This window comes from Halanaerobium kushneri, from assembly GCF_900156285.1.
GTDB lineage: Bacteria > Bacillota > Halanaerobiia > Halanaerobiales > Halanaerobiaceae > Halanaerobium > Halanaerobium kushneri.
Genome location: NZ_FTNC01000014.1, coordinates 1 through 17,930 on the forward strand (window position 1 = coordinate 1; position 17,930 = coordinate 17,930).

15 protein-coding genes are annotated in these 17,930 nt (G+C 33.8%); all 15 read right to left on the bottom strand.

What is annotated here, in order from left to right; all coding sequences use genetic code 11:
- Window positions 1-110, bottom strand: a 110-nt coding sequence (locus tag BW929_RS15535) for a hypothetical protein (RefSeq protein WP_143414029.1), incomplete at its 3' end; no start/stop codon positions are given.
- 147 nt (window positions 111-257) lie between these two features.
- Complete coding sequence (locus tag BW929_RS09810; RefSeq protein ID WP_076545312.1) at window positions 258-1,157, bottom strand: DMT family transporter; 900 nt, start codon at window positions 1,155-1,157, stop codon at window positions 258-260.
- Window positions 1,158-1,174: 17 nt separating this feature from the next.
- Entirely contained in the window at window positions 1,175-3,493 is a 2,319-nt protein-coding gene (locus BW929_RS09815; protein WP_084566161.1) for a glycoside hydrolase family 65 protein, read from the bottom strand.
- Between the two features lie 36 nt (window positions 3,494-3,529).
- Window positions 3,530-4,342: an Asp23/Gls24 family envelope stress response protein gene (locus BW929_RS09820; protein WP_076545313.1), complete on the bottom strand. Its 813-nt coding sequence runs from the start codon at window positions 4,340-4,342 to the stop codon at window positions 3,530-3,532.
- An 87-nt stretch (window positions 4,343-4,429) separates the two neighbouring features.
- Window positions 4,430-5,431: a LacI family DNA-binding transcriptional regulator gene (locus tag BW929_RS09825; RefSeq protein ID WP_076545314.1), complete on the bottom strand. Its 1,002-nt coding sequence runs from the start codon at window positions 5,429-5,431 to the stop codon at window positions 4,430-4,432.
- A gap of 106 nt (window positions 5,432-5,537) precedes the next feature.
- Complete coding sequence (locus BW929_RS09830) at window positions 5,538-6,392, bottom strand: carbohydrate ABC transporter permease (RefSeq protein ID WP_076545315.1); 855 nt, start codon at window positions 6,390-6,392, stop codon at window positions 5,538-5,540.
- Window positions 6,392-7,261 carry a carbohydrate ABC transporter permease gene (locus tag BW929_RS09835; RefSeq protein ID WP_076545316.1) on the bottom strand — a complete coding sequence of 290 codons (870 nt, stop codon included), beginning with the start codon at window positions 7,259-7,261 and terminating at the stop codon, window positions 6,392-6,394. Before BW929_RS09835 ends, BW929_RS09830 begins: the two co-directional genes overlap by 1 nt.
- A gap of 56 nt (window positions 7,262-7,317) precedes the next feature.
- The gene (locus BW929_RS09840) at window positions 7,318-8,592 is read right to left on the bottom strand and encodes an ABC transporter substrate-binding protein (RefSeq protein WP_076545317.1); all 1,275 of its coding nucleotides are present in this window, start codon (window positions 8,590-8,592) and stop codon (window positions 7,318-7,320) included.
- Between the two features lie 147 nt (window positions 8,593-8,739).
- Window positions 8,740-10,047: a sulfatase family protein gene (locus BW929_RS09845; protein WP_076545318.1), complete on the bottom strand. Its 1,308-nt coding sequence runs from the start codon at window positions 10,045-10,047 to the stop codon at window positions 8,740-8,742.
- Window positions 10,048-10,117: 70 nt separating this feature from the next.
- Window positions 10,118-12,226 carry an amylo-alpha-1,6-glucosidase gene (locus BW929_RS09850; protein WP_076545319.1) on the bottom strand — a complete coding sequence of 703 codons (2,109 nt, stop codon included), beginning with the start codon at window positions 12,224-12,226 and terminating at the stop codon, window positions 10,118-10,120.
- A gap of 300 nt (window positions 12,227-12,526) precedes the next feature.
- A complete protein-coding gene (gene arcC, locus BW929_RS09855; protein WP_076545320.1) occupies window positions 12,527-13,459 on the bottom strand; it encodes a carbamate kinase in 933 nt (310 codons plus the stop codon).
- Window positions 13,460-13,703: 244 nt separating this feature from the next.
- Complete coding sequence (gene fabF, locus BW929_RS09860; RefSeq protein ID WP_076545321.1) at window positions 13,704-14,942, bottom strand: beta-ketoacyl-ACP synthase II; 1,239 nt, start codon at window positions 14,940-14,942, stop codon at window positions 13,704-13,706.
- Between the two features lie 128 nt (window positions 14,943-15,070).
- Window positions 15,071-16,000 carry an ACP S-malonyltransferase gene (fabD, locus tag BW929_RS09865; protein WP_076545322.1) on the bottom strand — a complete coding sequence of 310 codons (930 nt, stop codon included), beginning with the start codon at window positions 15,998-16,000 and terminating at the stop codon, window positions 15,071-15,073.
- Between the two features lie 111 nt (window positions 16,001-16,111).
- On the bottom strand, window positions 16,112-17,101 hold the full coding sequence (locus tag BW929_RS09870) for a beta-ketoacyl-ACP synthase III (protein WP_076545323.1): 990 nt from the start codon (window positions 17,099-17,101) through the stop codon (window positions 16,112-16,114).
- Between the two features lie 166 nt (window positions 17,102-17,267).
- The gene (locus BW929_RS09875; protein WP_076545324.1) at window positions 17,268-17,873 is read right to left on the bottom strand and encodes a P-loop NTPase family protein; all 606 of its coding nucleotides are present in this window, start codon (window positions 17,871-17,873) and stop codon (window positions 17,268-17,270) included.
- Window positions 17,874-17,930: the final 57 nt, after the last annotated feature.

Below are 17,930 nucleotides of genomic sequence, written 5' to 3' on the forward strand. Positions count from 1 at the left end.
AGAGCACCAATATCAGCACAGCCAATTGGCATTCCTGGATGTCCGGAATTTGCCTTTTCTACAATGTCTGCAGATAATCCTCTAACTGTGTTCGCTACTTCTTTTAACAAGATTTATCCCTCCCAGAATTAAATAAAGTTTTCTCAATTATTATTTTATATGTTAAGTTAATAAATGTCCAGTCAGACAAATAAATAATTTAAGATTTACATATAATAATTTAATAAGAACTAAATAAAGTTAATTTAAAGCATAAATTAACTCTGAGCTTGCTTTACCTCGCTCTGCCTTCGTTTTTGATGGTTATTATAAACCGAAGCTAAATATATTCCACCCAGAATAAATGCTCCTCCAATTAAAGTGGTCAATCTAACAGCCTCATCTAATAATAACCAGGCCAAAAACGTGGTGATTATTGGCTCTCCCAGTATAGATAAAGAAACAATGGAAGTAGACAGATAGCGAACTGCAAAATTAAGAATTGAATGTCCAATCAGTGTTGGGCCAATGGCCAGAGCTAAAAAAAGCAGATAATTATTTAAACCATGACCGGTAAAGGGAATCTTGAATAAATAAACACCAATTCCTAAAAAAAGAGCCGCATATGTATAGAGAATATAGAGGTAAGGAAAATAATCCAATTTTTTTCGCACTCCTCTACCTATAAAAAGATAGGAAGAAGCAAATAATGCCGCCGAAAGAGCTAAAAAATTACCAAAAAGTTTATCGCCCAGCTGATATAAATCCCCAACACTAATTACTGTGCTACCAATAACTGCCATAATAATGCCAATAACTGCTCCTTCTTTTAAGTCTTCTCTGGCAAAAAAATACTCTAAAATTATTGTGAACAGCGGCTGCAGTGCTACAAAAATAACTGAATTTGAAATATCAGTATATTGAATAGAACTGATCCAGAGGATAAAATGAACCGCTAAGAGAAAACCGACCAGTAGAGGTCGGTAATCCAGAAAGTAACGTGCCTTGCTTTTATGTTTAATAAAGAAATATGGAGTTAAAAGCAGAACAGTAAACAACATTCTATAAAAGGCAGTTATCAATGGTGGTGCTGACACAAGTTTAATAAGTATTCCAGAGAGTGATAAAAAGAAAATTCCTACTGTAAGCAGTATATATATCTTTTTTTTAAAATCCATTTTATCACACCCATTTTTTAAATTTCTACTTCCTGACTTAAATTGCTCTCTTCCAAAACAATAATCTGGTCATAATGTTTAAATTCCACCTTGTCTCCTGAAATCAGCAAATATTTAACCTGGTTTTCTTTAACAGTTACTTCGATCTGACTGCCCTTAAACCTGAGTCTGAACTGGTATTTATCCCAGTTATCCGGTAAATGAGGATGAAAATATAATTTTCCATTAAACATTCTCATACCACCAAAGCCCTGCACCAGAGCAAGCCAGGTCCCTCCCATACATGCTGTATGAACTCCCTGATAAGCATTTTCATTATAATCATCCAGGTCGAGTCTTGCAGTTTGCATGAAATAATTATAGGCCTGATTTTTATAACCAATCTCCGAAGCAAGTATACTATAAATTGCAGGTGAAAGAGAAGAATCATGAGTTGTTTTAGGTTCATAATAATCATAGTTTCTAATTTTTAATTCTTTACTAAACTTATTTCCTAACTGCAGCATTAAAAGTGTTACATCTGCCTGTTTGATAACCTGATAACGCCAAATAATAAGTGGATGCCAGTTTTTAACAAGAGGCAATTCAGACTCAGGAATATTATCAACCTCAATTGGATTTTTATAAAGAAATGAGTCATCCTGTGGAGTTATCTCTAATTTTTCATTATAAGGAAGATAAATATCTTCTTTTATCTCTTTCATATTCTCAATTTCTTTTTCCGTTAACTCAATTCTTTCTGCAAGTCGGTTATATTTTTCTGGAGATTTATTTTTAATTATTTCTATCATTTTAACAGCTGTATCCAGATTGAATTTAGCCATATAATTAGTGTAGGCATTATTATTTACCCCTGGCTTGTATTCATCAGGTCCACAGACTACATTAAAACAGAATTTATTGTCTTTCATTGGAATATAACTACCCAGACTGAGCCACATGCGTGCTGTTTCAATTAAAATTTCCAGTCCATAATTTTCGATAAATTCCCGATCTCTACTTACCTGATAATAAAGGTTAACTGCATAGGCAATATCCGCATTAATATGATATTGAACTGTTGAGCCCATAAAAAAACCGGAAGCCTCTTCTCCATTTATTGTTCTCCAGGGAAATAATGCCCCTTTAAGTTTCATTCTCCTGGCGTTTTTTCTCGCCTTCTCGAGAGTATTATATCTAAACAAAAGTAAATTTCTGGCTACTTCCGGACGCTGAAAAGCATAAAAAGGAAGTATATAACTTTCTGTATCCCAGAAATAATGGCCTTCATAATATTCTCCACTAATTCCTTTAGCTGCTACACTGGTCTGACCATCTTTTCCGGCTGCCTGCAAAATATGAAAAGCATTAAATCTAAATGCCTGCTGGAGTGAATCATCTCCATCAATTTTCACATCTACATCCTGCCAGTATCCTGACATAAATTCTGCCTGTTCTTCAACCAGATTTTCAAATCCTGTAATAGAAGCTCTGGCATTACTAAGCGGATTCTCTCCTTCTTCCTGACTGTGATTTACACCAACAATTTTATCAATTGTGTATTCTTCTCCCTCAACTGCACTAATATCAAATATCCAGTCAACTCGATTGTCCGAAGAACGTTTTTTTACTTCAGAATTCTCTTTAGAAAAATCATCAAGTAAATGTTCAGCAACATAGGCAACCTTAAAATCTGTACTTTTAACCCTGTGTAAAAGATAACCGGTATTAGTATCAACCTCAGTTTCCATAACTTCTAGAGCCTTTTTATCTCGCAAATGATGGTGATTACTGACATCACCATTAATAGCAGAGTTAACACTAATCTTACCGGAAAAATTAACTGCCTTGAACTGATATCTTATTGCACCAATATGCTCTCTACTTAAAGAAATTAAACGAGTAATTTTGATTTCTATTTTTCTTCCCTGACGATCTTCCCAGAGCACTTTCCGCCTCAAAACTCCCTGCTTTAAGTCAAGCTCGCGCTTATAATCTAAAATTTGACCTTTTAAAAGATTCAATTTTTCTTCATTAATGTATAAATTCATTTCACTCCAGTCGGCTAAATTTACCATTGTCTGTCCTTTTTTAGGTAAATTTGGAGCTTCCTCACCATAAATTATCTCTTCTGAGGCATAAACTCCATTAATATAAAAACCGGGAGTTGTAGTATCTTCACTACCTGGATAATCTTCTTCAATAGTTCCACGCAATCCCATATAACCATTACCCAGAGTAAAAATTGCTTCATTATGATGATTATGTTCTGTTAAAAATTCTTCCTCGGTAATCTTCCAGTCCTGAGATGGATAAATTGCTTCTTTATCCATCTTTCTGGCATGATATGTTCTCAATTATGTCCCCTCCTATTATATTATTCTTAAATTATTTTATTCCCTAACTTTGAGAGAATATATGTCAATATTAATTTCCCGAACATTAATACCTGTATTATTTTCTAGATGTTCTTTTAAAGCAGATTTAAATTTAAGGGCAAATTTTTTAATTTTTAGCCCATAATTAATTTCCAGAGATAAATTAATAAATAATTGGTTATTTGTTTCTTCAACTTTAATTTTTTTGAAATCCGTTATTTCTTGATATTTTTTAATCCAATATTCAATCAAATCAACCAGAACTCGGTTGCTTATACTTAAATTCCCATAAAAACTAAACTTTGGTCTTACAATACTTTTTTCGTGTCTGACAGTCTGATTATCTTTTTTAAAAAAAAGTTCTAAAGAATGAAGTAAATAACCAGAAAAATCTTTTTCAACCTCAATAGTGGGGACTGGTATTACATGTTTCCCTTCATTATTTCGCACTGAAAGAGCTGTTTCTATTTCTTCAGCTGAAGAAATCTCTTTGATATCTATGTATTGATCAATTCCGCCCAGTTCCAGTCTCTCTTCAATTCTCTCAACCATTCCAATTGAGGTGCCCAAAATTAATATTTTATTTTCATTAAGTTTTTTTAAACATTCTTTAACGTCTTTTGTCTGTTTCTCATCAAAAAATAGAGCCCGTCTGATGGCCCCCATTTTACTTTCTTCCCTTTTCGCAGAACTCCCCGCCATAATTTTACCAGCATATATTAAAAGCCCATCATCAACAATCAAAGGAATCTGATACTGATTTGCCAGTAAAACTGCACGATGACTTTTACCTGTTCCACTGGGTCCAACAAGAGCATATACTTTCATCTTTTTTAAAATTACCTTCTTTCCTTAAAAATATAAATAGTTGACCTCAGATTGATTATATATTTTTTTAGAGTTAATTTCAATTTATTAAGCCGATTCTCTAATAATTAAATCAGCCGGTAATAATATATGCCGTGAATTCAAATCTGTTTTATTTATCTGACTAATTAATAATTCCATTGCTTTTTTTCCTTTTTCAATACTGGGATTTTTTATTGTTGTTAGTGCAGGTTCAATAAACTCTCCCAATTTTATGCCATCATAACCAATAACAGCAATTTCTTCGGGAATAGATATTTCAGCTTCCTTTAAAGCCTTAATAACTCCAAGGGCCATTAAATCATTGGCAACAAAGACAGCCGAAACTTCATCTTTAATTTTTATTAATTCTCTGGCCGAAAAATAAGCTCCTTCTTCTGTAAAATCAGAATTAATAATTAATTGATCTTCAACTTCAAGATCATAATCATTTAAAGCATCTAGGTATCCCATAAGTCTATATTTCCCTGCAACCAATTCTAAAGATCCTGTTATTGTAGCTATTTTCCTGTGCCCCTTTTTAATCAAATATTCCACAGCCTGATAAGCTGCCAGTCGATTATCAGTATCAATCCAGTAAATATCTTCATTAATCATCGGATTACCATTAAAAACAAAAGGGGTATTAGTATTTTTTAGAAATTTTACTCTCGGATCATTAAAATTAGGTTCTGTTAAAATGACACCATCTGCTTTTATATTTTTAAAAATCTTTTTAAATAATTCAATATCATTTTTATTTACCGGAGGTAGAGTTAAACTATAACCATGTTCAAATGCTACTTCACTAATTCCTTTTAAAAATTCCAGAAAAAACGGATCAGAAACAGATCTTGGAAAAGCTGGTAAAACCACAGCAATAATATTTGTATTTTTTTTTGCCAGGGCCTGAGCTACTTTGTGCGGTCTATAATCAAGTTTTTTAGCAATTTTTTTTATTTCATTTTTTGTAAATTCATTTACTCTGGGATCATCATTTAAAGCTCTAGAAACTGTAGATTTAGAGACACCAGCAAGTTTTGCTATATCTGACATTGTAATTTCTTCCATCTTTTTCACCACTTTTTAAATAAAAAGAGGCTGATTTCTCAGCCACTTTTTTTATTTTAACTGATACTCTTTTATTGTATATTTTAATAGCTTATAATTCAAGCAGCTATCCTTTGACTGAACCTGCAAGTATTCCCCTTACAAAATAACGCTGTAGGGCAAAGAAAATAATTAAGGGTACAACCATTGAAATAAATGCAGCTGAGGTTAATAAGTGCCAGTTCTGTCCGTAGGATCCTACCAGACTGGAAAGTTTTACTGTTAGAGGTGCAACCTCCTGAAAACCACCTAAATATATTAATGCAACTAAAAGATCATTCCAGACCCATAAAAATTGAAAAATAACTAATGATGCTATAGCCGGAACAGAAAGTGGTAAAGCCAGTTTATAAAATGAAGTCCAGATTGAAGCTCCATCAATATAGGCAGCCTCAAATAGGTCGTCTGGTAGAGATGAAAAGAAATTATGCAGCATAAAAACTGCAAAAGGAAGTCCATAACCAGTATGAGCAAGCCAGACCCCAACAAAAGTTCCAGATAAATTAAGGGCATTATAAATTTTTAGAACCGGAATAAATGTTAATTGTAGTGGAACTACAAGCAGACCAACAATAATTGTATAGACTACCGCTCTTCCTCTAAACTGTAATTTAGCCAGACCAAAAGCCGCAAAAGCTGCAACTAAAACAGGTAAGGCAGTTCCAAAAATAGCAATTATAAAACTATTACGAAAGGCATAAGCCATTCCACCCTGATTTAAAACTTGTTGATAATTTTCGATAGTAAATTGAGTAAACTTTAGAGGACTATTTAGAACTGTCCACCAACCAGTACTACTAACTTCTGATGCAGGTCTAAAAGAGGTGACTAATAATCCAATCGTTGGTAAAATCCAGATAAACATAAAAGCAATTATGAAAACATTGATTATAATCTTTGTAAAATTCATTTTCTTAAACATTATTGGTCTTCACCTCTCATCCGCTTAACATTCATAAATATTACAGGAATTACAAGTACAAATAATACTACTGCTATAGCACTTGCCCTGCCATAATTTCTATATTGAAACATTTCTTTATACATTCTGTTGGCAATAACCTCTGTTCCGTAATTACCATTTGTCATTACGTATACAATATCAAAAATCTTAAGTACATTAACTGCCATAGTAGTAGCAACTACTGCAATTGTAGGTTTCATATATGGTAAAATAATATGTCTAAAAACCTGCCATTCATTTGCTCCATCTACTCTTCCAGCCTCTAAGAGATCTTTAGGAATACCTTTATAAGCAGCGGATAAAATCACCATGGAAAATCCTGTCCAGATCCAGAGCCCTACAAAAATTAAGGCAAAATTATTCATTAATGGGCCCTGAATCAACCATCCCTTTGGCTGAAAACCTAATGATGTTAAAATCTGATTTAAAAGACCAATTTGATTTGCTCCCATAGGTTTATAATCATAGATAAATTTCCAGATAACACCTGCACCAACAAAGGAAACAGCCATCGGCATAAAGATTATAGATTTAGCAATCTTTTCATACTTTACTTTATCCACTAAAATAGCCATTAAAAGACCTAAACTTACTGTCCCAAAAGTAAAGAAAACAATCCACATTAAATTATTTCTAAAGGATGTCAGCATAGCTCTAGATGTAAATGCATAGATAAAGTTGTCAAGTCCTACAAATTCTTCCGATCTTCTCCCCATAAAACTAAAAATGAAAGTCTGTATTGATGGATAAATTAAAAATAATGTCAGAAAGAAAAGAGCAGGCCCTATAAATAGGGCCACCCATTTCTTTATATTTTTGTTATACATAACATTCCTCCCTCAGCAATCTCAAATATTCTGAATAAATTGCTGTTTCCAATCTTTTATTGATTATAAGTATCCTGAGAAATCGATTCTATATACTCAAGCACACCATCTAAATCCTGACCACTTACATAGTCTAAGATACCCTGCCAGAATGCTCCTGAACCAACTGCACCAGGCATTGAATCTGAACCATCAAATCTAAATGTTGGTGCTTCTCTTAACATTGCAGCCATCTGTCTTGTTAGATCATCAGGATAAACATTAGGATTAATATTTTTATTTACACCTAATTTACCTAATTCAGAAACAAAAATTGACTGGGCACCTGCTGTTGATACATATCTCATAAAGGCACGAGCTGCTGAAGTATCATTCATCATTCCAAACATACTAGCTGCACCAAGAACTGGTGTTCCGTATTCTTCATCGATTTCTGGGAAGGGGAAGAAATCATAATCCTCACCAGCAACTAATCCAGGATTATTATCTCTAATAAAACTGGTTATAAAACTTGCCTGACGGTGCATCATAGCCTGAGGAGGATCTGTAAATAATGCATTAGGAGCATCACCAAAGTTAGTTGCTAAAACAGCAGTAGGTGCTCCATAAGTATATTCTGGATCTTTTGCAATTTCACCAAAGATTTCAAAAGCTCTTTTTACTCTCGCATCTGTCCAGGGAATTTCATGATTTACCCATTGATCATATACTTCTGGATCTGTTGTTCTAAGCATGATATCTTCAATCCAATCAGTTCCAGGCCAGCCACTTGCAGCACCTGATTCTAAACCAATTGACCAGGGTGTATCTCCATTAGCAATCATTTCTTCCTGCAGCGCTTTTAATTCATCCCATGTTTCTGGAACTTCATATCCCTTAGCTGCAAATTCTTTTGGGTTATACCAGACTAAACTCTTTACGTCAGCAGAAATATACATTCCATAAAGATCTTCATTATAAGTACCAAGATCAATCCAGGTCTGACTGTATTCTTTATTCATTCTGTCCATATCAAGTACATTACTTAAATTAACAAGATCTCCTTCTTCTGCCAGCTGCTTCATCATTCCCACACCAGTTAAAGCAACAATATCTGGTGGGTTTCCAGCTTCTAAACGGGTGGTAACCAGAGTAGGTAAATCTCTAGTTCCTTCATACTGAACTTCAATACCTGTAGCCTTTTCGAAAGGTTCAACCATTTTCATAAAAGCATCCAGTTCCTGACCACCCCAGACAGCCATTACAGAAACTGAATCCTGCGCTAATGCTGCTGAAGAAAACATCCCTGCCATCAAAACAATACTTAAGATTAATAATAAAGCTTTTTTCATTAAAAATTCCTCCCTTTTTTATTTTGCAGCTTTAATTAGCTGCCTTATTTATTTTTAAGGAGATTATAGACTTATAAACTTATTCCTTAAGTACTAAGTTATTCATTATGAATTGAAAGTTATTTATTATGAATTTAAAATCAAATTTTATTCAAAGTCATTATCTTCTGCACTGTAAGCAGATAATTTATTAACAACAGCTCCTGCTGGTTTTTTAATTTTTCCCTCTAATAAAGGATCATCGGTATCTTCCATCCATTCTTTTAATTTTATTTTTAATTTCTGACAAATCTCATCATAATTTTGATTATTAATTAAATTATTCTTCTCCAGAGGATCCAGATATAGATCAAAGAGCATTTCCTTATCCCTTTTTTGATCCAAATAACCATTCTCTATTAAAAATTCTTTGCTTAAACCATCATCAATATTGGCTGCCACAGAATGCTCGTAGTCACCAAAAAATTTAATATATTTATATCTTTTAGTTCTCACAGCCCTCATAGGCTCATATGCAGCATGATAACTTACTTCAGCAAAAATTTCTTCTCTAATTTCTTCTTTTTCATCTCTTAATAAAGGTAAAATTGAATTTCCTTCTAAATAACCCGGGCTTTCTAAATTAAATATCTCGCAAATTGTTGGAAAAATATCCAACTGTGAAATTAAAGCATCAATGGATTTGCCTCTTTTGGGATTATCAGGAAACTTAAAAATTAGTGAAACACCAATTCCACTGTCAAAGAGTGTTGATTTCATCATTGGAAAAGCAATTCCATGGTCTGTTGTATAAATAATTAGAGAATTTTCTGCCATTCCTGCCTCTTTGATTGCTTTAAGAACTCTTCCCAAACATTTATCCGCTCTTTTGGCTGAAGTTAGAAAAGCTGCCATATCTTCTCTAGTTGCAGTATTATCTGGGATTTTTTCTGGTGTTTTTACATAATCCGGGTTAATCCCAGTTTCAATTTCATCAAATTCTCGATGAGTATATTCCATTCCGAAAGAAAAAAATAGCGGTTTATCACTTTCTCTATTATTAAGATATCTTTCTGTTTTTTCAACATTTATCCAGTCTTTTACCCTTTCTTCTTCCCTGTCAAGTATCAAATCATAGCCAATTACTTCCTTATCTGCTGCTTCATGCTGCATCCCGCAGAGAACTGTTTCAAAACCATTTCTGCTCAAAAATTGGACTAAGTGCTGGCTGTAATCGAGTTCAGCAAAACCTCGATGTGCTAAACCCAGCATTCCAGCTGCATGAGGTGTTCTTCCTGTCAGCATTCCAGCTCGACTGGGAGAACAGGTTGGTGCTGCACTAAAAGCCTGTCTAAAAAGAGTACCTTCTTGAGCGAGACTCATTAAATTTGGAGTTTCAACTTTATAGCCATAGGGTTCTATATATCTACCAGTATCATGAGTATGTAAATAAAAAATATTTTTAATCTCAGCCATTATTATTCTCCTTTGTGCAACCGGTTGCAATAATTTTTAAATCAATATTTAAATATAAGCTGCTATCTAATTAATCCATAATTATTTTTTCAATTTTTATTTCATCTGGAATCTTGATTTCATTAATTTTAATTTCTTTATTTTTTTTATAAATTTCAAAAGTCAGACTCTTATCACCCATACTAAGATTTTTAACTTTAATCTTATTCAGCCATTCCGGTAAACTTGGATTTATAATTACTTTATCTCTGCGTCCATCGATTTTCAAACCCAAAATTGTTTGCAAAAATAAAAATGCACTACCAGCTGCCCAGGCTTGAGGACTACAGCTAGTTGGATATTCTACAGTTTTACTCTCTTCATTAACATCAAAGCCACAATATAATTCGGGCAAACGTAAAAATTCAAAGTCAGCTGCCGCCTTGAAAATATCTGTAATCAGCTGAATGCTTTCTTTTTGATAGCCATATTTTTTTAACCCTTCAATAATTAAAGAGTTATCATGAGGCCAGATGCTCCCATTGTGATAGCTAATTGGATTATAGCCAAGATCACTATTGGCCATTGTTCTTAAACCCCTGCCGCTATTTAAATCACTTTTTAATAATCTCTTTATAAAAAGTTCCCCTTTTTTTTCTTCTATAATACCAGAATAATAGCCATGAGCAGGATTAGTTGTTAGAGAATCAATTTGATTTTTATTTTTATCCAGGCCAAGTACAAAGATTTCTTTTTCTGGATTCCAGAACTTTTGATTAAATCTTTCTTTAAGTTTTAGAGCCTCATTTTTTAACTTCTCAGCTTTTTCTTTTAATTTAAGTTCCTGATAAATTTCTGCCATCTCAAGTTTTGCCTGATAGACATAGGCCTGTACCTCTGCTAAAGCTATTGGTGGAACAGCGATTTCTCCCTTACTATTTATACTGGAATCTACTGAATCCTTCCACCCCTGATTGACAGTGAAATCTTCTGTTTGACTGGAAAATTCTACAAATAAATCATTATCTTTATCTCCATATTTATCGATCCAGCTTAATGCCAATTCCAAGTTGGGCATTAACTCTTTAATAAATTCAAGATCACCGGTCCAGCGATAATATTCCCCTGCTAAAACTATAAATAAAGGAGTAGCATCTATGGTACCATAATAAGGTGTATGGGGTATTTTTTTTAGATTTGCTAATTCACCAAATCTAAGTTCATGAAATATTTTGCCAGGCTCTTCTTCTCTTAAAGGATCAATTTTTTTACCCTGATAGGCTGCAAGAGTTTTTAGAGTTGCTCTGCTTAAATCAGGCTTAAAAATCAAGGTCTGCAGAGCTGTTATTATACTATCTCTACCGAAAGGAACTGCATACCATGGTATTCCAGCAATTGGCAGTTGACCATAACCAACATCAGAAGTCAAAGTTTTTAAATCAAGACTGCTTCTCTGGAGAAACTGATTAAAAATCTGATTATCAGTTTCAACCTGAAGAGAATTGTTAGTCCAATTTACATATCCGGCTTCTACTTTAGTTTTTATTTGACTAAAATTATTATATAATTCTGCTTTTGCGTCAGGATTGGATTCAGATGAATCTTCAGTTTTAATTGAGAGAGTAATTTCTTTTTCTTCCCCTGCATCCAGCTCAAATTCAAATTTAACTTTATTTTGTTTATATAAACATAAATCGGATTCACTTGCAATGATAACTGATCGCTCAACTTTATCTAAACCATGATAAATTAATTTTAAATAATTATTTGTTGTGGTTTTTTTTACTCTTTTCCTTTCCAAATCTTCTTTAAAATATTTTCTGACTTCAAAAATATCTAAAAAGTCAGCATCAATTTCAATTTCTAAACAGATTTTTTTCTGGTTGTGAGCATAATTTTTAATTTTAAAATTGTCATAAAATACATTATCAACTAAAGTTTCTTTTCGTTTAACAAGTATTTTGCCTTCAGCAAGCTGATTGGTTTGAGCATTTGTAAGTAAAATTTCATTAAAAAGATTATCTTTAGTTTCAGATTTTAATACCAGTAATTTTTCTCCATTGAGTAATAAATTATATTTACTTAAATAACGAGTATCATTACGATAAAGACCATTCTGATCAAATTCTGCTTTAACTATATCAGCACTCCGATCAGTAATTAAAAATATATCATCGTTTTTAATAACATTATAATCCATTAGCACTCTCCTATGTTAATTTGTCAAAATATTATGTATTAAATACAACCGGTTGCAATAACCCAAAAAAATATATATTATAATTTTTAAAAATTTAAGAAATAATATATATTTATTCGAATTTTTTAAATATTATGTTGCAAATTAATAATACCATTATTTTATTCTGTTGTAAAGAAAATTTTAAAAAAAGAAGAAAATAATTAAAATTGCTACGGCTAAATTATTCCAGCCTCTACTTTGATTGTATAAGTATATTAATTATTTTCTTCTTTACATATTAACTGTTCTTATTTGAAGTTAATCTTTATATATTATTGTACCCGCCTCACCTTTTACAGCATCTATAACTTTATTCAGGGAAGTAATAACAGCTTTTTCACCACCATCTCGCACAAATTTAACTGCTGACTCTACTTTAGGTGCCATACTTCCTTTCCCAAACTGCCCCTCTGCCAGATGCTTTTCAATCTCTTTGATAGAGATTTGCCCCAGAGCTTCTTCCTCAGCAGTACCATAATTAATCATTACATTATCTACATCTGTCAGAATTAAAAAGAAATCTGAAGCAGTATTTTGAGCTAAAATACATCCCGCTCTATCTTTATCAATAACTGCTTCGACTCCCTTTAATTCATTTTCTTTTTCTACTACCGGGATCCCTCCACCACCAGCAGCTATGACAATCCTGTTATTTTCAATTAAATCATTAATTAAATCTTTTTCCATAATTTTAAGTGGTCTGGGGGAGGGAACAACTCTTCTCCAGCCGCGCCCGCTATCTTCTATCCATTTTTCGCCTTTTTCTCTTTCCTGTTTTTGCGCATGCTTTTTATCAAAAAATGGTCCAACTGGTTTTGAAGGTTTATCAAAAGCCGAATCATTCTGATCAACTAAAACCTGAGTTACAACCGAAGTACTATGTATATTAATTTTTTTATCCTTAAAAACATTTAACAAACTATTTTGAATCATATATCCAATAAACCCCTGGGTTTGAGCTCCACAAAAATCAAGTGGTAAAGCCGGAATATTATTGGCAGCAGCCTGCTGTAATAAAATATTTCCCACCTGTGGTCCATTACCGTGAGTAATCACAATTTCATGACCCAGAGCAGCCAGTTCTCCTATCTGCAGACAGCTCTGATATACATTATTCATCTGTTCTGCTGCGGTTCCTTCCTGTCCTGGTTTTAAAATTGCATTTCCACCTAAAGCGATTGTCAGTCTCATCCTATAACCTCCAGATAAATATTAATTTTAAATTAAAAAATTAAATATAATTTAACTATATAACAATAATATAATATATTTCTGAAAATTACAACATATTTTTGCGGAATAATGCTCAATAATGAAAATAAAAAAGCTGCCCTCACAATTAGGACAGATCTGACAACCGGTAATTTGTAAATTAAATAATATGTACCTGGTACAAAACCAGAACTATGTACCAGGTACAGAAATGATAATCTATTTACTTATATTTTTTAATAACAACACAGGCATTCTGCCCTCCAAAACCAAAAGAATTGCTAAGAGCAGCATTCAATTCGGCTTCACCAGCCTGATTGGGCTGATAATTAAGATCACAGCCTTCACCTGCTTCTTCAAAGTTGATAGTAGGAGGTACAATATTTTCATTAACTGCCATTGCAGAAATAATAGCCTCTACTCCACCAGCAGCCCCCAATAAATGACCGGTCATTGATTTTGTAGAAGAAACCTTCAGCTTATAAGCATGATCTCCAAAAAGATTTTTAATTGCTGTTGATTCATACTTATCATTTAGCGGTGTGGAAGTTCCATGAGCATTAATATAATTAATTTCTTCTGGTGCTAGACCGGCTCTATCAATTGCAGCCTTCATTGCTCTAACAGCACCCTCTCCTTCTGGTGCTGGTGAAGTAATATGATAAGCATCACCTGATGCACCATAACCAACCACTTCAGCTATAATATTTGCTCCTCGCTTTTTAGCATTCTCTAAAGTTTCTAAAATTACAATACCAGAACCTTCGCCAATCACAAATCCATCTCTATCTTTATCAAAAGGGCGACTGGCCTTTTCTGGCTCATCATTTCTGGTTGAGAGAGCTTTCATATTACCAAAACCTGCAACTGCAGATGGAGTAATTGAAGCTTCTGTACCACCAGCAATCATAATATCAGCAGCACCTCTTTTAATAGTCTCAAAAGCTTCTCCAATTGCTGTTGTAGCAGATGCACAGGCTGTTACTGTGTTCATGTTTGGACCTTTTGCACCTGAATATATCGCAACATTACCAGCAGCCATGTTGGAAATCATCATTGGAATAAAGAAAGGACTAACTCTTCTGGGGCCCCTTTTATTCAATTTTGCCACCTGTTCTTCAAAAACTTCAATTCCACCAATACCAGATCCAACTATAACACCTGCTCTGTCAGCAATTTCATCAGTAATTTCTAAATCTGCATTTTCCAGAGCTTTCATTGCAGAAACAATGGCATACTGACTGTAAAGTGCCAGACGCTTTGCTTCTTTACGCTCTATGTATTCTCCTGGATCAAAATCTTTAATCTCAGCTCCAATCTGACTTGGAAAATCTGAAGCATCAAAATTTTCAATCCTGGAAACACCTGATTTTCCAGATTTAATATTTTCCCAGAATTCTTCTAGCTCGGTTCCTAAAGCATGGACAACACCGGCACCTGTAATTACAACTCTTTTACTCATTTAATTAATCTCCTCCTAAATCAATCTGATTAAAATAATTTATCTTATTTCATTCAGTAAAACACTATAAATTTTAATTTTCACATTTAACCACTTAAATATATATAATCTTAAAGTTCATTGATTATTTATTTTAATTTCTTTAATGTCTTTTTCAGACTTTTTTCATCTTCAACATTATAAGCATTTAGAGAACGGTCAATTCTTCTCATCAAGCCCTTTAAAACTCTCCCAGGACCAACTTCAATATAGTCTTCATAACCATCGGCTTTAAAACGTTCAATTGTCTCTACCCAGCGCACACTGTTATCCAGCTGTTTAATCAATGCAGATTTAATTTCACTGTTTGTCTTTACATAATCAGCTGTAACATTGGCGATTAAAGGAATCTGAGCATCATTAAAATCTACTGCTTCAATAGTATTTTTTAATTCTTCTTTTGCAGGTTCCATTAAAGGTGAATGAAAAGCTCCACTAACTGACAGTGGAATAACTCTTTTGGCTCCCTTTTCAGACAGCATTTTTTCAGCTTTACCTACAGCTTCTACCTCACCAGAAATAACTACCTGTCCGGGAGAATTATAATTGGCTACTGTAACAATACCATCAACCTCTTTTAAAACCTGTTCTACTTCTTCATCCGCAAGTCCTATTACTGCAGCCATAGTACCCTTACCATCTGGATCAGCCTGATCCATCAGCACACCACGACGGCGTACTAACTTTAAACCATCTTCAAAACTAAGCACCCCGGCTGCATGAAGTGCTGAATATTCTCCCAGACTGTGTCCGGCGGCTGCAGCTGGTTTAAGCCCATTTGCAGCTAGAACAGAATTTACCATTGCACTTACAGTATAAATCGCAGGCTGTGTATTTTTAGTATTATTTAAGTTTTCTTCCGGGCCATTGAAAATCATATCTTTTAAATCAAAATCAAGAATCTGATTGGCCTCATCCAGAACTTTTTTCGCTTCATCATAATTTTCATATAATTCTTTCCCCATACCAACATACTGTGAACCCTGTCCTGAGAACATAAACACTAAATTATCACTCATTTGAAAAGCCTCCAGTTAAATATTTTTTAACTCAGTTTTTAAATTTATTTGAATTAGCTATTTTTTTAAATTTCTTTAAAACAAATGATTTTTTATATAATAGTAAATTAATTATTTAAGATCATTCCACTCCATAACCGCGGATGCCCAGGTTAAACCAGCACCAAAAGCAACTAAAACAACCCGATCACCATTTTGGACAAGACCTTTTTCTTTTGCTTCTGCCAGAGCAATCGGAACTGAAGCAGCAGAAGTATTACCGTATTCAGGCAAATTAACATAAACTTGATCATCAGATAATTTTAATCTCTTTGCTGCTGCACCAATAATTCTGGTATTGGCCTGATGGGGAACTAATAAATCAACTTCCTCTTTTTTCATTCCAGCCTTTTTGAGCACCTTCAGAGAAGCTTTGCCCATTGTCTTAACAGCAAATTTAAATACTGGGTTACCTTCCATATAAAGATAATGGCCGTTATTATCAACTGTTTCATGAGATGCAGGTTGTCTTGAACCACCAGCTGGTTGATAGAGAGCATCTGCTCCCGAACCATCTGAACCTAAGTCTGTAGCCAGAATTCCACCCTTTTCTGTTGCCGAAAGCACAGCAGCTCCTGCCCCATCACCAAATAAGACACAGGTTCCTCTGTCTTCCCAGTTCATTATTTTAGAAAGAACTTCAGTTCCGATAACCATTACATGCTCATACATTCCTGATTCAATAAAATTAGCTGCGACACTAACTCCATATACAAAGCCAGAGCAGCCAGCTTCCAGATCAAAAGCTGCCGCATTTGTGGCTCCAATCTTATCCTGAATAATACAGGCAGTAGCAGGAAACATCATATCCGGCGTGATTGTTGCTACAACAATCAAATCCAGATCTTCTGGCTTCAAATCAGCATCTTTTAATGCTTCTCTAGCAGCTTCAGCTCCTAAATCTGATGCCGCCTGATCATCAGCAGCTATTCTTCTTTTTTCAATTCCTGTTCTGGTTTTAATCCATTCATCACTTGTATCTACTATGTCTTCTAAATCATGATTTGTCATTACTTTTTCCGGGAGATATTTCCCCAGACCTGTTATAGTTGCTCTACGCAAAATATTCACCTTCCTTAGATTGTCTATATGTAATTTATCATTTTTTCGACTCTTAGTCAAGTTTAGCAAAAAAAATAATAAGGTGCCGGGAACCCGGGAAATTTTGGAATAATAATGGGAACTTTAATTACTAAAATTTCTCAGGTGACCGGTCCGGAAGTTTAAACTAAAATAATCCAAGCTGGCATTTTACTATTTTTATATCCTGTTCTTTAACAATTTTCCCGACCTGGGGAACAGACATTTTAAGTAAATCTGCCAGAAGATGAGCCTGATAACAGGTCATTTTTTCTGGTTGGATAATAAATGGTAAATCCATAAGTTTTCCCGCCGAAAGAAGTGTGTTAGTATTTATTTTAACATTTGCTCTATTTTTTACCATTTTTGCCGAATCTTTTTCGGGCTGATCGTTATTTTCGAGATAAAAAAGCAAATCAGGATTTAAAAAATTGATAATAGTATTACCTTCAATAAAAAGTCTTTCGATATCATCATCCAGTAAGTTCCGAGCCAACTGATAAGCACTGGGAAGTTCTGCCGCTGGACTTTCTAAAAGTATTACTTTATCTGCCCCATGCTCAACAACCCTTGCTGTATCAGTACCTGTCTGATTAATTACCTTAGGATCATTAATTACCTTGTATTGATCAAGCTCATTGTTGACCGATGTTTTAATAACTGCAGTTTTAGCACAGCTATCTTCTAACATTAAGGAAATTAAAGTCGTCTTACCAGCTTTACTGGCAGAAGCACTGACTCCTATCATTTCCATAATTATTCCTCCTCATAGAATTCAATTTATAACTCATCATAGTTTGTGTTAATTTTC

Excerpts from the sequence above, each read along its gene's own strand:
- BW929_RS09810 (WP_076545312.1), bottom strand. The coding sequence starts at position 1,157 with ATGGATTTTAAAAAAAAGATATATATACTGCTTACAGTAGGAATTTTC.
- BW929_RS09820 (WP_076545313.1), bottom strand. The coding sequence starts at position 4,342 with ATGAAAGTATATGCTCTTGTTGGACCCAGTGGAACAGGTAAAAGTCAT.
- BW929_RS09825 (WP_076545314.1), bottom strand. The coding sequence starts at position 5,431 with ATGGAAGAAATTACAATGTCAGATATAGCAAAACTTGCTGGTGTCTCT.
- BW929_RS09830 (WP_076545315.1), bottom strand. The coding sequence starts at position 6,392 with ATGTTTAAGAAAATGAATTTTACAAAGATTATAATCAATGTTTTCATA.
- BW929_RS09835 (WP_076545316.1), bottom strand. The coding sequence starts at position 7,261 with ATGTATAACAAAAATATAAAGAAATGGGTGGCCCTATTTATAGGGCCT.
- BW929_RS09840 (WP_076545317.1), bottom strand. The coding sequence starts at position 8,592 with ATGAAAAAAGCTTTATTATTAATCTTAAGTATTGTTTTGATGGCAGGG.
- BW929_RS09845 (WP_076545318.1), bottom strand. The coding sequence starts at position 10,047 with ATGGCTGAGATTAAAAATATTTTTTATTTACATACTCATGATACTGGT.
- BW929_RS09850 (WP_076545319.1), bottom strand. The coding sequence starts at position 12,226 with ATGGATTATAATGTTATTAAAAACGATGATATATTTTTAATTACTGAT.
- arcC (WP_076545320.1), bottom strand. The coding sequence starts at position 13,459 with ATGAGACTGACAATCGCTTTAGGTGGAAATGCAATTTTAAAACCAGGA.
- fabF (WP_076545321.1), bottom strand. The coding sequence starts at position 14,942 with ATGAGTAAAAGAGTTGTAATTACAGGTGCCGGTGTTGTCCATGCTTTA.
- fabD (WP_076545322.1), bottom strand. The coding sequence starts at position 16,000 with ATGAGTGATAATTTAGTGTTTATGTTCTCAGGACAGGGTTCACAGTAT.
- BW929_RS09875 (WP_076545324.1), bottom strand. The coding sequence starts at position 17,873 with ATGGAAATGATAGGAGTCAGTGCTTCTGCCAGTAAAGCTGGTAAGACG.